Raw genomic sequence first — 13,455 nt, 5'->3', positions numbered from 1 at the left:
TTGTAAGACCAACCTAAGTTTCTCCCGTGGAAGGCTAAGTTTTTCCCGAGATCTACATGCAGGGCGCCCACTGGGCGCCCTTACTATATATAGGGTCCGTGATTTGACTGAATTCCAGTTCCTTCTGAACGGCAATGTACCCGGACGTCCGACGATCCTGCTCGCCCATGGCGCCGGGGCCGGAATGGACACCCCATTCATGGATACGATATCCGAGGGTCTGGCCACTCGGGGCCTGCGCGTCGCCCGGTTCGAATTCTCCTATATGGCCGCCCGCCGGACGGGCGGCGCCAAACGCCCACCGCCGAAGGTCAGCCTGCTTGAGGAGGAATACCGCGCCGCCATCGATGCCTTGCCCTGCGACGGACCCCTGATCATCGGCGGCAAGTCCATGGGGGGCCGTGTCGCCAGCCACATCGCTGACGATCTCCATGCGCAGGGCTGCATCGCAGGCCTGCTGTGTCTCGGATATCCGTTCCACCCCGTCGGCAAGCCCGAGAAGCTGCGGGTGGACCATCTTGAAGCGCTGCAGACCCCAACCCTGATCTGCCAGGGCAGCAGGGATCCTTTCGGCACACGCGCAGAGGTCTCAGGCTACAGGCTATCTCCGCAAATTTCCCTGACCTGGCTCGAAGACGGCGACCACGACCTGAAGCCTCGTATCAGAGTAACCGGCAAGTCTCACGATCAGCAATTGAAAGATGCCGCGGAAAATATCGCGAACTGGCTCGGTAATTGACATAAAGCACATGTCTATCTGAAGCGCACGCCTGGGAAGGATAGGTTTAAATACGTATCCTGGTATTGGCACCTTGTGTAACTGACCGTCGAAAGGGCGAAGGGCAGTACAGTACTCTTGGCGACCTTAAGATCACTTGACCGCGTAAAGTGAAGGCGAATCCTCAAAGCTTATCCGCCACGTTTGCTTTCGCTGCAGGCTCTACAGTGGGCTGCAATGCGCAGGAAGCGGACGGCCCCAAAAGGGCCCCGACTGAAAGCATAACGGGGCGAACGGCCCAGAGCCGACCTTCAAACTAGAAGCGGTAGATGGCCGGTGGCAGCCCGCACCGGACCTTGGTGCCAAGCGCAGCAGATAACCATCCCCATTAAGCTGACCTCTGTAACGTGTGATCAATTGTTCACAGCCAATCTTATCACCGTGGTTCAAGCAGGCGCTTGTCGGGCCCAGTTCGGTGTCCACAGAATCTCCGGTGACATGCAGGCGCTTTACAAGTAAGTTTGAGGCGACAAGCACAAATTCTGGAATAATGATGTCGATCTGGTCCCCACCACCTGATAGCAAATCCCAAGTCAAACAGGCAGGAAAACGTATCGCGGATGGTATTGGGACAGACGCAGATTTTGATCTTGTCGATAAGTGGCGCTCATCCCACGGCTATGTCATTAACACGTTTCAAATCTGGCTAAAGCGAAAAATTGCGATCAAGCCGTATAACGTTGAATTTGCGCAGCGATTGAAGCGCCGAAACACTGTGATTGACAAGCTGAAACGAAAAAATGATGCAGGCGATCCTCTAATTGCAGACGTTTCCACCATGCATGATTTCGCCGGTTGCAGGATGATTTTTGAAAACCTGGCAGATCTTCATGACTTCAGGGATTATCTAAATTCGGCGGCTGTGATGAAAGGCGTCAATCATGCGCTGAGATACCCACGCGAAAAGTACGACTACATAGAAGCGCCCAAGTTCACCGGATACCGCGGTATCCATGATGTATATCGGCACCTGCCACGTGGCAGTGATCGGACTGAAACCAAAAAGCCTTGGGATGGACTGATGGTAGAGATTCAATACCGCACTCGTGCCCAGCATGCTTGGGCTACGGCAGTTGAGATCTCGGACTTAATCGACGGAGAACGAACAAAGTTCGAAATGGATCAATCGAAGCGGGGCAAATTCTTTGCAATTGCCAGCGAGATTATTGCTCGTAAACATGAACATGTGGAAAGAGCTTTTTTGGAGGTGAGCACAGGCGAACTTCAGGAGCAGCTTCAGAGCCTTGAGGATGAGCTCGGGATTCTCCAGCGGCTGTCCGCACTCAAGCAGTTTGAGGACGAGGAGAAGCTGCAAGAGCATACCGTTCTAAATGTTTTCCAAAACACTGATGGAAGTGCCGGACTAGAAGTGATTCCGTTCAAAAATTCCGGCGACGCAATTGCTAAAGCCACTGAATTAGAGACTTCGGGTTCGAGCTTAAATGCTGTTTACGTTCGAGCGAGTAATCCTAAACAGCTGCGGTCGGCATATCGAAATTACTTCAACGACCCAATCGACTTTGTAAAAATAATCCGGGAAGAAGCCGAGGTCGAGATGTCTGAATGAATTATGCCTGCGGGAGAGATCGCTTAAGGCCGAGAAGTGATCTTCTGCGGGCAATGTCTGTCAGCTGCGCACTGCGCCGTTCATCCACGACGCAGCGAAAGTCAGCTTCCCGCCCAACGTGAACAGCCCATACCCTCGACTAGCGCATCGCGAAGGCCGTTATCGTGGATCCAGGCTTTGGAGGCTCAGCCGACCCCATAAGCGTCGCTGCTGCGCTGACCGGTATGACGCTGATCAATCTGGGGGATGCAGATCGTCTGGGGGCGGTTGATGTTCGGCCGAGCGGAAACGACCTCACCCGCCGCTTGCCCGATGCGCATTATGTCGAAATCGCGCCTGCTCACCACTTCACCTTTATCGCGGCCTGCAAACCGGGAGCTGCGGACATGCTGGACGAAGAAGGTGAGGACCCGATCTGCTCAGATCCAGCAGGCACGGACCGCAAGGCAACCCATACGCATCTGGTTGAGGTTATCGCTGACGGGCTTGGATTGTAGGTAGGCGGCCACAGCTTGGATTTGGACACTCCCCGGCGCTCGGCTCTCGAGGGTGCGAAAAATATTTTTTGACGCCTTGATTGGTCAGCAAATATTGGCCCACGGGGCTAGAATGAGGGATGCGAAAAATAATCCATAAGGATCAAGGCCTTGCAAGGCCCCGGCAACCATTGCAGTTCTTGGGGGAGTCTGCATGAGCTGGTCCCTAGAGGGGACGGCTCTTTGGCCCAATCACGGCCCGGCCGACCGCCGGGTCAGAGTGTTCTTTAGCCTTTGGGAGGCAAATTTGTCCGATCCGTCCATTCTCGAAATCCCGAACCACGGTGGACCTGTTGCGATCATCGCGGACCTACACTTCAAATCCTACTCTCAGTACGGCTGCAATCCATTCGCGTCTCTTGGCCTTGAGGCGTGCTTTCACCAGCAGAACCTTGACGCGTTGATCGTCGCTGGCGACCTATCAGACATCTTCGGTCCATCCCTGCAAGACGCGCTCGCCTATCTCACCCGCTACGTCCCGGCAGATCGCATATTCGTCCTGCCGGGCAACCACGACTACTACAATACTCGGCTCGACGATGATGCACCGTTGCGCGAGCTCGTCCGCGCCCACGGGAGCTGGTACGTACAGAAAGCGGAGCTGCGCCATCGCGGAGATCGCTATTTCTGCGCCACCCTCTGGACCGACTTCAACGTTTTGGGCGCCCCGGACGTTGGCAAGGAGGTCGCGCAACGCTTGATGCGCGATTATAAAGTAATTTCGATTGCGGCGCCTGGCGGCGATATGCGCGACGTCGATGTGGAGCAGGCTCATCGCCTGCGTCCCATTACCCCGGACGACACGATCGCAGTCCACCAGAACCACAGGGACTGGCTGACGGAGCGCCTTGCTGAACCGCACTTTTCACCGAAGGGGCGAACGTTTGTCGTGAGCCACCACGGCCCGCATCTTTCCGCGGCAGGACCCACCGGCAGGCTTACGTCGGCCTTCCACTCGAACCTGGAAGATCTCCTTCGGGCGCATGACATTGACTGCTGGTACTTTGGACATTCGCACCGGAGGCTATCTGCCATGATAGCAGGGACACGCATCCAGAACGTCTCGCTCGGCTACCCGAACGAAAAGCATGGTGATGCCGAGGATGACCTGACGCGAGTGTGCTTCGTTCCCGCTACTCGTCAACCATTGCGGTCTGCCGTTTGACACCCTTCGTCGAAACCGCTCGCCAGTCCCCACGCACATACTCAAAGGCTTCAGCGAAACCATCGTCTCCCATCCGCTATGCGGCAGCAAGGAGGGCAACACGCCAGGTTTCGTATGATGCCTGACCGCTTCTTGCGCCTTTCTGCGCCACGCACCACATGACACTCGACTGCTCTGGAGTGCCCCCATCGAGTGGTCCAGTTTGAATGTTAATGCATAGTCGGTCTTTGGTCTATCGGGACGATGCTCTTGGGCGCCGGCGGCCGGTATCCCAAAGCGCTGTGTGGCCTGATAGTGTTGTAGTGACGACGCCAGCGTTCGATCAGGATCTGGGCCTCGCGTAACGTGGTGAAGACCTCGCCGTTAAGCAACTCATCCCGGAAACGGGCGTTAAAGCTCTCACAGTAGCCGTTCTCCCACGGTGAGCCTGGTGTGATGAATGCGGTTTTTGCGCCCACGGCACCGATCCAGGCACGCACCTTCTTGGCAATAAATTCTGCGCCATTGTCCGACCTTATGTATTCCGGCGGACCGCGTAGGATGAACAGATCCGTCAAAGCATCGACCACATCCGTTGAATTGAGCCTGCGTTTGACCCGGATCACCAGCGCCTCTTTCGTGAACTCATCGATGATATTCAGCGTGCGGAAGATCCGCCCGTCGTGGGTTCGGTCCTGGACAAAGTCATAGGACCAGACATGGTTCGGGCGCTCCGGCCGCAGCCGGACGCAGGAACCATCATTCAGCCAAAGTCGGCCTTTTTTGGGCTGCTTTTGCGGGACTTTAAGCCCTTCCTGCCGCCATATCCGTTCAACGCGCTTGTGATTTACATGCCAGCCACTGTTGTTCAGCAGCCCAGTGATCATGCGATATCCATAGCGCCCAAACTCTTCGGCCAACGCGGTGATGTCCTCGGTCAGCCGGGCTTCGTCCGGCAGACCACAGGGCACCTTGCGCTGCGTCGAGCGATGCTGACCCAATGTGCGGCAAACCCTGCGCTCCGATACGCTGAGGGTTTGCCGCACATGGTCGATGCACTGCCTGCGGCGGGAAGGGCTTAGAAGTTTCCCCGTGCAGCCTCGGCCAGGATCATCTTGTCCAGCGTGAGATCCGACACGGCACGCCTGAGCCGGGTATTCTCGGCCTCCAGCTCTTTCAGCCGCTTGAGTTGATCGCGGCTCATGCCGCCATACTCCTTGCGCCACCGATAGTAGGTCTGAACAGTCACACCGATCTGCCGCACGGCCTCCTGAACTGATTTGCCTTGCCCTTGCAGCACTTCAACTTGTCGCAGCTTCAGCACGATATCCTCGGGCTTCTCTCGCTTGCCAGCCATCTCGTCGTCCTCCTGAAAACGGGATAATTCTATCCCAAAAGGTGGACCACTTCAGTGGGGGCATTCCAGTTATGACAAGGTCTCGTAACAGGGGCGAGAACAGAATCTGCGCGCCCAAGCTAGCGCCCATGCCAAAGATTAGCAGCGGTAGGCCGTCGATTTCCCGGAAAGGCTTAAGCGGAAGGATCATCGCCGCGATTGCGATCACCATGCATAGACCTGAGACATAGTGCAAGCCCGTGCGAATCTTGTCAGAGAAAGGGGCGCCCGCCTCGAATCCGGCGTCGCCGAACATCCGGATCTGGCCTGCGTCATCCTCGACCAGCAAGCCCTTGCGACGCAACGAGGTCGTAAGCTTCACAAGATTTTGCGCCCGCCCCTCACGGATGTTCAAAGCCATGACCACCGCTGCCAGCGCCACCAGAATTGTACAAGATGGGATGACGAGAACACCTGCATTCAGGATCATACCAACACCGAAGACCGGCCAGAGCAGATCCCCCATGGCCAACCACTTCAGCCGATAGTAGCCATCGGCAGTCTGCATCTTGCGCTGCCGCAGATAGCAGGCAAGGAACAGGGCCTCCAAGACAAACAAAACCGCCCCGAAGACGGCAAGGTGGCCTTGTTCCAAAGCAAAGATAAACCATGGCATGAATGCCATACACAGATGCATGAAAAGACCATTGCCATACAAGCCGCGGAGCTCAGGCCCGGATCGGTAGGGCTTACCCTGAAGTAGCGTCCTGTTCATGTCGCTACCATCATCTGTTGATAAAGGCTGTCAGAGGACGCTTCGGTGTTCCGCAGCGCGTCCTTCATTGACTGACGCACGCCGGTATAGTTTTCAACCGTACTGATCCCGATTGAAACGACAATCCCGACAATCAAGCCGAACGCGACCACCACTGCGACCGGAGCCGCTACGACCGCGCCCATTGTGAGGCCCGCCGCGACAGCCCCCGCGACGATGCCTATAGCGGTTTCCGTAAGGTCGAAACCCAGATCAACCATCAGATCGGATAGCTCGCGCTCATGGGCGGGCTGCGCGTAGTAGCTGCCGATGTCGACACTGGTCACAAAAATAAGGGACAGCACGCCGGCCTTCGAGCCAACCGTCTTAATCCCCGCCTTGAGGTTGCCCATGGCAGGCGTGACACCAACATCCAGGAGCGAAATGTTCTTTGACGTCAACCCTTTCAGTCCGTAGGTCGTTCCGGTTATCAGTGTGCGCAATCTGTTTGAGCCTTTGAAGGCGACCATCTGCCGCCCGTTGCCCAGCTTGTAGAACCGCATTTTTTGAAGGCCAACCTCTTGCAGGAACTGACGGTTTTCCGCCACTCTCAGTTTGTCAATCAAGTCGATGGCCGCCGGTCCGAACAGATTGAGGTAGCCGACCAGCTCCGGCGTCAGCGAGGCCACCTCTGCATCTGTTAGGTCCGAGACAGACCTATCCCCGTCGCCACTCGGCGCCGGCGTGTCTGCATCAATCACCAGAATCCTCTCCTCTGCGGCTGTGGCCCGGTTTGCAGCATAGGCTCGTGCGTTCTGCTCCGAGATCACATCCAGGGCGTTCATCTCGTGGCCGACGGGAAACCTCCTCAACTCCTAAGGCTTCTCCCTCTGCGCGCCTGCGTCAGAGACCGGAGCAGTCATGCCTAATCAAAGGATAGACCATGAAGACAACTGCCATTTCTACGCCGACTGTCGAAGCCACTGCCCCGGAAAGGTTTGCCTGGCTCCTTGATCGGTATTTCCGCCTCGACCGCAATGGTGCCCTGATAGAGCGCTTCCGTACTCTTTTCGAGATTGACAGCGCGGGGGAGCTGACGCCCCAGCCAGTGCTGGACCCTCTGACCGGGGAAACGCGGGGCCTGATGGTGTTGGACATGGCAGCGCGCCTCAGGCCGGTATAGGTCACTGCGGACCGTGTCGATCCATGGTCAGTTACCTTGGCCGTAAATACATGCGCGTACGAAACCTTGTTCCTCAAAGCCATGTCGGACATGAACGACTTGCTATCCAACCCAGAGGCGCAGGTAGATGGCTAAGTGTCTGTCGAAAAGTTAAGAGGCAGCAAAGGCGGGCGCTCGATCTGATCGCGGTACGATGCAAAAGTGGCTCGCAACGCCTCGCGACAGCGCGGCATGTGGCAACCTCTCCGAACCACGTCAACAGGCCAACGCGACCGACGGCAGCCGGTTCTTTCATGTTATTCGCAGTTAGCGCAGCAAAAGCGATGCGACGCTGGCAGATCGCCTAAACGTCATTTTCGGAAGTGTCCGCAACAATCGTTTTAGGCTTCTGCTGAGTTGGCATGAGGCGCAGATTTCCATTGCTTGATCCCCGTCGCCTCTCATGCATGTAAAATGCATAGTTGGTAACAGATACACGTCACACCGGCTCGCCAGCGCCTGCACGGGCGCCTCACCTTTCAGCGCCACCTTTGGCTCGAACTCAGTGGCATGCTGCTTTCGTTTCGACACACCTAGTCGCCTCGGCAGCGAAAATCAGAGCTTGCCCCGTGCTGGGTTTCCTCCCCTTCACCTGCAAAGACAGTGTAAAGTAAGCCAAAGTCCTGAAGTGTGAAGATTTTCAGGCATCTCGCAATGCCAGACAAGATAGGAACTCTATTTTCAGAGCTTTGAAAGACATAGAACCAAGCTTGGAAAAGCCACGGTGATAACCAGTGTCAAGGTAAGTACGAGGTAGAAGGGAAGCTGATATCGCATCACTTCGCTGACCGAGCATTTTGCAATGGCGGCTGTCAGGAACAACAGCAGACCGACGGGCGGCGTGACATTGCCATAGACCAGAGCGATACAGATGATGACGCCAAAATGGACCGGATCGAAGCCATAACTGGCCCCAAGGGGCGCGAACACCGGAACCAGAATGATGACCGCCGCCGTCACATCGACGACGCAGCCGATCACCAGAACGAACAGCACCACCAGCGTCACTGCCATGGTAGGGCTTTCAGTGAAGTTCTGGACCCAATCCACGATCGTCTGCGGCACCTGCTCCAGCGCCAGAACCCAGCCAAAGATCCCGGCAGACGCGATGATGAGACCGATGATACCCGTCGTCAGCGCAGCCTCACGCATAACACCAAACAGTTCATTGAGACGGATTTCCTTGTAGACGAAGACGCCAACCAGCGTCGAATAGACCACGGCTACAGCGCCTGCCTCGGTCGGGGTAAATACGCCGCCGAGAATGCCGCCAATGATGATGAAGGGCGCGAGCAGGGCTGCCGCCGCATCACGGCCAGCTTTCAGGCGCCCAAGCAGAGGCGTGCGGGCAGCACCACCCCAACCGTGGCGGCGCGCCATGACCGCGTTCACGACAAAAAGGCCCAGCGTGATCAATAGCCCCGGAATGATCCCGGACAGGAACATGGCGCCCACGGACACACCCGCAAGAGAGCCGTAGATGACCATGATGATCGATGGCGGAATGATGGGGCCGGTTGCGGCACTTGTCGCTTCAAGTGCTGCCGCGTACCCAGCCGGATAGCCTGCACGCTTCATCGCCGGGATCATGATGGCCCCGGTGGCAGAGGCGCTTGCGGCACTTGACCCGGTCAGCGACGAAAAGATCGTGCTCGCCAGAACATCGACCTGCGCAAGGCCGCCGCGCCAGTGGCCCACGAGCGTCTCGGCAAATGCGATCATGCGACGGGCCATACCGCCGCGCTCCATGATGGCACCGGCGAGAATGAAGAACGGGATCGCAAGCAGAGATGTGCTGTCGAGCATGACGAACACCCGCTGCGGCACGACGGCCAGCGGCAGGTTCATGTCGGAACTCAAGAGCGCGATCGCCCCGGACAGCCCCATTGCTGCGGCAACGGGAATACGCAGGATCAGAAACCCGGCAAATGAAATCAGAAGGGGAGCGAGCATTTCAGGTTTCTTTCGTCAGCGGCGCGGTTGGTTCCGGACGCCGGATCAGCCGGACGGCATGCTCGGCGGCAAAAAGGGCAGTCAGCACACCGAAAATGGGTAGGATCAGCTCGACGTAGGCCATCGGCAGCTGCATCGCGGGCGATAAGGAGGTCCAGTTCAGCTGGACAAGTTGCCAGCCCCCGATCCCCAGAAGGGCGGCGAAAGCGATCAGGCCAAGGTCGCCCAGAATCTGCAGCGGTCGCTTGAAACTGGCGCCGACCAGTTCCTCCAGAAGAGTTATCGCCATATGCGTGCCGTGCCGCGCGGCGATGGCGGCGGCAAGGCCAATCATCCAGATGAAGCCGAACCGGCACACCTCGTCGATCCAGCCCAGCGAGTTCGAGAACCCATAGCGCAGGACAACCTGCAGAAAGGTCAGCCCGACGAACAGACCAAAGACTGCGGCCACGATCCAGCCGATGATCTTTTCGAGAAATAGCATTGTTGTCCCCCTACTTTCGTCCGATGAGGCCAGTGCCAAAGGGCGGCGGCCGCTGGCCTCATCCATGTTTCGCAGAGTCGGCGTCAGGCCAGCAGCATATCGACCAGCTCTTGCCCCTGAGCGCCGAGGTTTTCGACCAGCGGTTGCCACGTCGGGATCACGATCTTGCGGATCTCGGTCACGTCGGGCGTGTTCACGGGCAGTCCTTCGTCCTGCATCTTGGTCAGTGCGGCGGTGTTGTCGGCGCGTGCCTGTGTGCGCTGCGCATGGAATGCCTCGGTCGCAGCGGCCTGTACGGCGGACTGATGCTCCGGCGCCATGCGGCCAAAGCTGCGGTCGGCAATCACGAGATGCAGCGGGTTGTAGAGATGGCGCGTCAGCGAATAGAACTTCGAGACCTCATCAAACTTCTGCTGCACAACGGCGGCAGGCGTGCCCTCTGCCCCATCGACGACGCCGGTCTGCATCGAGGTGTAGACATCGGAATATGGGATCGGCGTCGGAGCGGCACCAAGAGCAGCCATCGGCAGCAGGTGTAGCTGGGCTTCAGGGACACGCAGTTTCAGGCCCTTGAAATCCTCTGCTGTCTCAATCGGACGGGCGGTGTTGAAAACAGACCGCCAGCCGAGCTCGCCCCAGGCCAGAATGCGCATGCCCGCCTGGGACGCCAGAGCGTCGGACAGCTTGGCCGAAAACGCACCGTCCAGCAGCGAATCCGCATGGGCCTCATCACGGTAGGAATAATACAGTGCAGCTGTCACCATGATGGGCGCGATGTTGGCGGTATAGTCGGGGCCAGAGGACGTGATGTCGACCGAGCCGAGCTTGATGCCCTCATAGAGGTCGCGCAGGTTGCCCAGCTGACCGGCCGGGAAAACCTTGACCTCGACAGCACCGTCGGTCGACTCCGCAACCTTCTGCGCAAAATCGAGATAGCCTTTGTGCGTCGCGCTTTCCGTCGATTCCACGTGCGCGGCACGCAGTGTCGTGGCCGCTTTGGCATATGCAATCATTGGCGCGCCCAGCAGCGCGGTGCCCGCGAGCCCCGTTTTAAGAATGCTACGGCGCGTCAGTGTCATGTTGGAACGTTTGGTCATCTCGTCTCCTCCCTCATCATGATGTGCCCTGCAGTGAAAGGACGCGGAAGACTTGACAGGCAATTCCGGTGCTGTCAACAGATTGGTTGGACCACTGGACCATTGGACCAGATGCAACTTATAAAGGGCGCGGACACATGACCACCTCACCGCAACAGGCGAAAACCCGGATCGAATCCTTCTCCGTGTCGATATTCCGGGTGCCTCTCGCCAAGCCTTGGGTTTCAGCAGCACATGCGATCACGCACCACGAACACATTCTGGTCGAGGTCACGCTGGAAGGTGGGCTGACCGGAACCGGCTGGTGTTCGACGATGGGCAACGCAGGGATGGCGGTGGCCGCACTGGCCCGCAGTTATCTTGGCCCGATGCTGATTGGCCGCGACGTGCATGATCATGAGGCCCTCTGGAACGAGCTTTGGCGGCGCAGTCATCAGCCGGGCCCGGGCGGTATCGCGGCGCTCGCGGTTGCGGGCTTTGATCTCGCACTCTGGGATCTGCGCGGCAAGCTGGCTGGTCTGCCCGTGCGCAAGCTGATCGGCGGCGCGGCCGATAGCCTGGAAGTCTACGCAAGTGCGGTGAACCTGCACCTCAGCGAGGCCGCTCTGGTCGAGCAGACGCGTGGTTTTCTGGAGGCCGGCAACCGCCTGTTCAAGATCAAGGTCGGGCGTCCCGAGGTCGAGGATGATCTGTCGCGCATCGCGGCCGTCCGGAAGGTGATCGGCAACCGCCCCCTGATGCTGGACGCCAACCAGCGGTTCAAACCGGGCGAGGCACTGCGGCGCATCACGGCCTATGCGCGCTTTGATCCTGTCTGGATGGAAGAACCGATGGCCTCCGATGATGTCGACGGTCACGCGCGGCTTGCCTCTGTCTCTCCCACCCCGATTGCCTTGGGCGAAGAGGTCTCTACACGATACGAATTCTGGCGCTACGTGTCCTCCGGGGCCGTCCACTATCTGCAGCCGAACGTGCTGAAGGTCGGCGGCATCACCGAGTGGCTCAAGATCGCGCATCTGGGCAATTGTGCCAACCTGACGATCGCGCCGCACGGCGCTCTCGAAGCCTCGGTTATCGTTGCTGCAGCGATACCCGGGTGTTATCCGGTCGAGAACATTGACGGAGGCAGCTTCATGGATCAGGGCATTGCACACCACGCGGCCGCGCCCGTGTATGGCAAGGTGATCCTGTCGGATGCCCCTGGCCTTGGTGTCGATTTCGACCGCGCCGCTCTTGCGCCCTATGCCGCCGGCCCGGATACGGTTGTCCCCCTCGCGAACCCGGCGGCGTTTTATGGATCAAGCTAACCCCCCGTCCCCGTCGGTAAACCGCACGATCAGGGCTGTCCGCGTCTACCGCCAGGTTGCTGATAGCCTTGAGACAAGGATCGCCGCCGCCGAATTTGAGCCAGGACAGCGACTGCCGACGGAGCGCGACCTTGCCCGTGACTACGGCGTCTCACGCACCTGTGTGCGCGAGGCATTGCTTGCGCTCGAAATTTCCGGGCTGGTGTCGATCAAGGTCGGCTCCGGGGTGTTTGTGCTTGCCCCGCCGCCCCCGGATCATGCCATGACACTGTCCGGTGATCTTGAAGATCAGCCCAGCCCGAGTGACATCCTCCAGGCGCGCCTGACCCTTGAGCCGGAGATCTGCGCATTGGCCGCGGTCAGTGCAACTGCGGAAGCACTGGAGGCGATCGCGGCTTACGTGCAGAAAATGCGCGACGAGCATCGCATGTCAGCAGAGACCGAAAATGGCGACCGCGAATTCCACTTTGCCATCGCCAGAGCCACCCAAAATCCGGTCCTGTTGGGATTACTGCAGCGGATCTGGCAAGATATGACCGGACCGATGTGGCAGAGCCTCCAGAAGCACATAAGAAGCCCGATCCTCCGCCTGCATTGGATCGATGATCACGAAACAGTCCTAGAGGCCCTGCGGAGTGGCAACGGAGATCAGGCGAGAGCAGCGATGCGTAGACATATCGAAAATGTAATAGACGCATTGGATAGCGGAAATTTTTGATGGCATGATCTCAGGGCGATTAATCTGCACTTGATCCTGTTAAGGGGTGACGGCTCTGCAGCGTGAGGCATGGTGCAATAGTCACCCTTTTCGCGACTTTTTAGTCTGGCGCAGCGAAAGTTCGGTCTATCTGCAAAGCTGGTCTTCCCCCTTCCTCAGAGCAGACTTTCGCCGTGTCTATTGCAGGGATCGCATCGCCTTGCTGCACAGAGGCAAAAGTAACGGGCGTTGCACGCTCAGCCTTTAAGGCGGCCATGCTGCTCTCATTACGACATAGCGGAGAACTGAAGCCGTAGTTTACCGAGGACGCATCATTTAATCACAGCCGACCGGGCGCCACGCGGACACTTTAAAATTCCCATACAAATGTGCAAATAATCGAATTGGCGATTGACTCAATTAACGGCAGTTCAGGGATTATTTTCGGAACTGGTAAAGATTGGCATGGCGTTCGAGAGTATGTATTTTCGTAGATTGAAGTGCCGCCTGGGTAAATGAAAATTTCAATTTCTCCTCATATGTCGCCTGACAAGCTGAGTATTTTCGCGGCAATTTTCCC

At 57.8% G+C, this 13,455-nt stretch carries 13 protein-coding genes; 7 read left to right on the top strand and 6 right to left on the bottom strand.

The window, feature by feature from the left end:
• Positions 1 to 103 precede the first annotated feature (103 nt).
• From F3W81_RS17960 to F3W81_RS17945, 4 genes are all read left to right on the top strand, one after another.
• A complete protein-coding gene (locus tag F3W81_RS17960) occupies positions 104 to 739 on the top strand; it encodes an alpha/beta family hydrolase (protein ID WP_193080729.1) in 636 nt (211 codons plus the stop codon).
• Between the two features lie 532 nt (positions 740 to 1,271).
• Entirely contained in the window at positions 1,272 to 2,345 is a 1,074-nt protein-coding gene (locus tag F3W81_RS17955) for a RelA/SpoT domain-containing protein (RefSeq protein ID WP_193080728.1), read from the top strand.
• A gap of 224 nt (positions 2,346 to 2,569) precedes the next feature.
• The gene (locus F3W81_RS17950; protein WP_226941738.1) at positions 2,570 to 2,842 is read left to right on the top strand and encodes an alpha/beta hydrolase; all 273 of its coding nucleotides are present in this window, start codon (positions 2,570 to 2,572) and stop codon (positions 2,840 to 2,842) included.
• Between the two features lie 286 nt (positions 2,843 to 3,128).
• Positions 3,129 to 4,046 carry a metallophosphoesterase gene (locus F3W81_RS17945; RefSeq protein WP_226941737.1) on the top strand — a complete coding sequence of 306 codons (918 nt, stop codon included), beginning with the start codon at positions 3,129 to 3,131 and terminating at the stop codon, positions 4,044 to 4,046.
• Positions 4,047 to 4,255: 209 nt separating this feature from the next.
• Here the strand turns inward: F3W81_RS17945 and F3W81_RS17940 are convergent.
• From F3W81_RS17940 to F3W81_RS17930, 3 genes are all read right to left on the bottom strand, one after another.
• Positions 4,256 to 5,382 (bottom strand): IS3 family transposase gene (locus tag F3W81_RS17940; protein ID WP_193080726.1). Its coding sequence is split into 2 segments (ribosomal slippage): positions 4,256 to 5,118 and positions 5,118 to 5,382, totalling 1,128 coding nucleotides; the frame shifts between segments, so codons are not numbered across the junction.
• On the bottom strand, positions 5,327 to 6,136 hold the full coding sequence (locus tag F3W81_RS17935) for a hypothetical protein (protein ID WP_226941736.1): 810 nt from the start codon (positions 6,134 to 6,136) through the stop codon (positions 5,327 to 5,329). Before F3W81_RS17935 ends, F3W81_RS17940 begins: the two co-directional genes overlap by 56 nt.
• Positions 6,133 to 6,960: a hypothetical protein gene (locus tag F3W81_RS17930; RefSeq protein WP_193080724.1), complete on the bottom strand. Its 828-nt coding sequence runs from the start codon at positions 6,958 to 6,960 to the stop codon at positions 6,133 to 6,135. Before F3W81_RS17930 ends, F3W81_RS17935 begins: the two co-directional genes overlap by 4 nt.
• A 98-nt stretch (positions 6,961 to 7,058) precedes the next feature.
• Here F3W81_RS17930 and F3W81_RS17925 point away from each other — a divergent pair, with 98 nt between their 5' ends.
• Positions 7,059 to 7,298, top strand: a complete 240-nt coding sequence (locus tag F3W81_RS17925) for a hypothetical protein (protein ID WP_193080723.1) — start codon at positions 7,059 to 7,061, stop codon at positions 7,296 to 7,298.
• Between the two features lie 720 nt (positions 7,299 to 8,018).
• On the opposite strand, the gene F3W81_RS17920 is transcribed toward F3W81_RS17925, so the two are convergent.
• The 3 genes from F3W81_RS17920 to F3W81_RS17910 all read right to left on the bottom strand — a co-directional run bounded on the left by F3W81_RS17920 (position 8,019) and on the right by F3W81_RS17910 (position 10,871).
• Entirely contained in the window at positions 8,019 to 9,290 is a 1,272-nt protein-coding gene (locus F3W81_RS17920; protein WP_193080722.1) for a TRAP transporter large permease, read from the bottom strand.
• A gap of 1 nt (position 9,291) precedes the next feature.
• Complete coding sequence (locus F3W81_RS17915) at positions 9,292 to 9,774, bottom strand: TRAP transporter small permease (RefSeq protein WP_193080721.1); 483 nt, start codon at positions 9,772 to 9,774, stop codon at positions 9,292 to 9,294.
• A gap of 83 nt (positions 9,775 to 9,857) precedes the next feature.
• Positions 9,858 to 10,871: a TRAP transporter substrate-binding protein gene (locus F3W81_RS17910; RefSeq protein WP_193080720.1), complete on the bottom strand. Its 1,014-nt coding sequence runs from the start codon at positions 10,869 to 10,871 to the stop codon at positions 9,858 to 9,860.
• A gap of 137 nt (positions 10,872 to 11,008) precedes the next feature.
• On the opposite strand from F3W81_RS17910, the gene F3W81_RS17905 reads away from it, so the two are divergent.
• Both F3W81_RS17905 and F3W81_RS17900 read left to right on the top strand, forming a co-directional pair.
• Positions 11,009 to 12,178: a mandelate racemase/muconate lactonizing enzyme family protein gene (locus F3W81_RS17905; RefSeq protein WP_193080719.1), complete on the top strand. Its 1,170-nt coding sequence runs from the start codon at positions 11,009 to 11,011 to the stop codon at positions 12,176 to 12,178.
• Positions 12,165 to 12,896: a FadR/GntR family transcriptional regulator gene (locus tag F3W81_RS17900; protein ID WP_193080717.1), complete on the top strand. Its 732-nt coding sequence runs from the start codon at positions 12,165 to 12,167 to the stop codon at positions 12,894 to 12,896. The genes F3W81_RS17905 and F3W81_RS17900 overlap by 14 nt, the downstream gene beginning before the upstream one ends.
• The last annotated feature ends 559 nt before the right edge of the window (positions 12,897 to 13,455 follow it).

Source organism: Pseudooceanicola spongiae, from assembly GCF_014899185.1.
Taxonomy (GTDB): Bacteria; Pseudomonadota; Alphaproteobacteria; order Rhodobacterales; family Rhodobacteraceae; genus Pseudooceanicola; species Pseudooceanicola spongiae.
Note: the sequence above shows the minus strand (reverse complement) of the source record. Positions and strands in the feature narration are given on the sequence as shown.

Coding starts and splice junctions, on each gene's coding strand:
- F3W81_RS17955 (WP_193080728.1), top strand. CDS start 1,272: ATGTCGATCTGGTCCCCACCACCTGATAGCAAATCCCAAGTCAAACAG.
- F3W81_RS17950 (WP_226941738.1), top strand. CDS start 2,570: ATGACGCTGATCAATCTGGGGGATGCAGATCGTCTGGGGGCGGTTGAT.
- F3W81_RS17935 (WP_226941736.1), bottom strand. CDS start 6,136: ATGAACAGGACGCTACTTCAGGGTAAGCCCTACCGATCCGGGCCTGAG.
- F3W81_RS17930 (WP_193080724.1), bottom strand. CDS start 6,960: ATGAACGCCCTGGATGTGATCTCGGAGCAGAACGCACGAGCCTATGCT.
- F3W81_RS17925 (WP_193080723.1), top strand. CDS start 7,059: ATGAAGACAACTGCCATTTCTACGCCGACTGTCGAAGCCACTGCCCCG.
- F3W81_RS17920 (WP_193080722.1), bottom strand. CDS start 9,290: ATGCTCGCTCCCCTTCTGATTTCATTTGCCGGGTTTCTGATCCTGCGT.
- F3W81_RS17915 (WP_193080721.1), bottom strand. CDS start 9,774: ATGCTATTTCTCGAAAAGATCATCGGCTGGATCGTGGCCGCAGTCTTT.
- F3W81_RS17910 (WP_193080720.1), bottom strand. CDS start 10,871: ATGACCAAACGTTCCAACATGACACTGACGCGCCGTAGCATTCTTAAA.
- F3W81_RS17905 (WP_193080719.1), top strand. CDS start 11,009: ATGACCACCTCACCGCAACAGGCGAAAACCCGGATCGAATCCTTCTCC.
- F3W81_RS17900 (WP_193080717.1), top strand. CDS start 12,165: ATGGATCAAGCTAACCCCCCGTCCCCGTCGGTAAACCGCACGATCAGG.